A 657-nucleotide genomic window follows, 5' to 3' on the forward strand; every position below is an offset into this window, starting at 1 on the left:
TTCGGTTTCTAAAGTGATAGAAGGATCGATAACCGAAAGAAATGCGTTTAATCACTTTGATTTTGTTATTAATCCCCTCTAAAATGCCGTTGTTATAATCATATTTCAACGTATTCTCCACGTAATTGATGTATTTGTTGATTGTCTTGATGGCGGTTTTCATATAGCTGGAAACGATATTTTGTTTATTCTCTAATGTTTTCTTTAGGAGCTCAAAGTCTTTGATTTTTATGCAATGTTGCACGTATTGATATAACTCATAGGACGCTTTTAATTCAGAATCTAAATCAATGAGATAGTGGAGAATCTCCACCTCACACATATGCTTTTTAAAGCAACGATGATATTTATAGTTCTTATAATCAAGTTTTGTTTGATCTTTCAGAAGGAGCTTCCAGTATTTTTTTAATTTATTGTAATTCTTTTTATCCCGATTCATGACGTTGATGCGCGTTTTGTTTAAAGCTCTGCTAAATAGTTGGAGGATATGGAATTTGTCGAGTACGATTTCCGCTTTAGGGAAAACTTCGTGGATTAAGGAAATATAAGGGCTGTACATATCGATGACAATCGTTTTTACCGCATCTCTCGCCTTCTTGGAATACCGTAAGAAATACTCTTTGAGGACATGTAATCTCCGGTCCTCCACGATATCCA

At 34.6% G+C, this 657-nt stretch carries 1 protein-coding gene; it reads right to left on the bottom strand.

Going from position 1 to position 657, the window contains the following annotated elements; all coding sequences use genetic code 11:
* Nucleotides 1-657, bottom strand: a 657-nt coding sequence (locus ACFPOH_RS10830; RefSeq protein WP_390309644.1) for an ISL3 family transposase, incomplete at both ends; no start/stop codon positions are given.

This window comes from Ureibacillus suwonensis, from assembly GCF_042655065.1.
GTDB lineage: Bacteria > Bacillota > Bacilli > Bacillales_A > Planococcaceae > Ureibacillus > Ureibacillus suwonensis.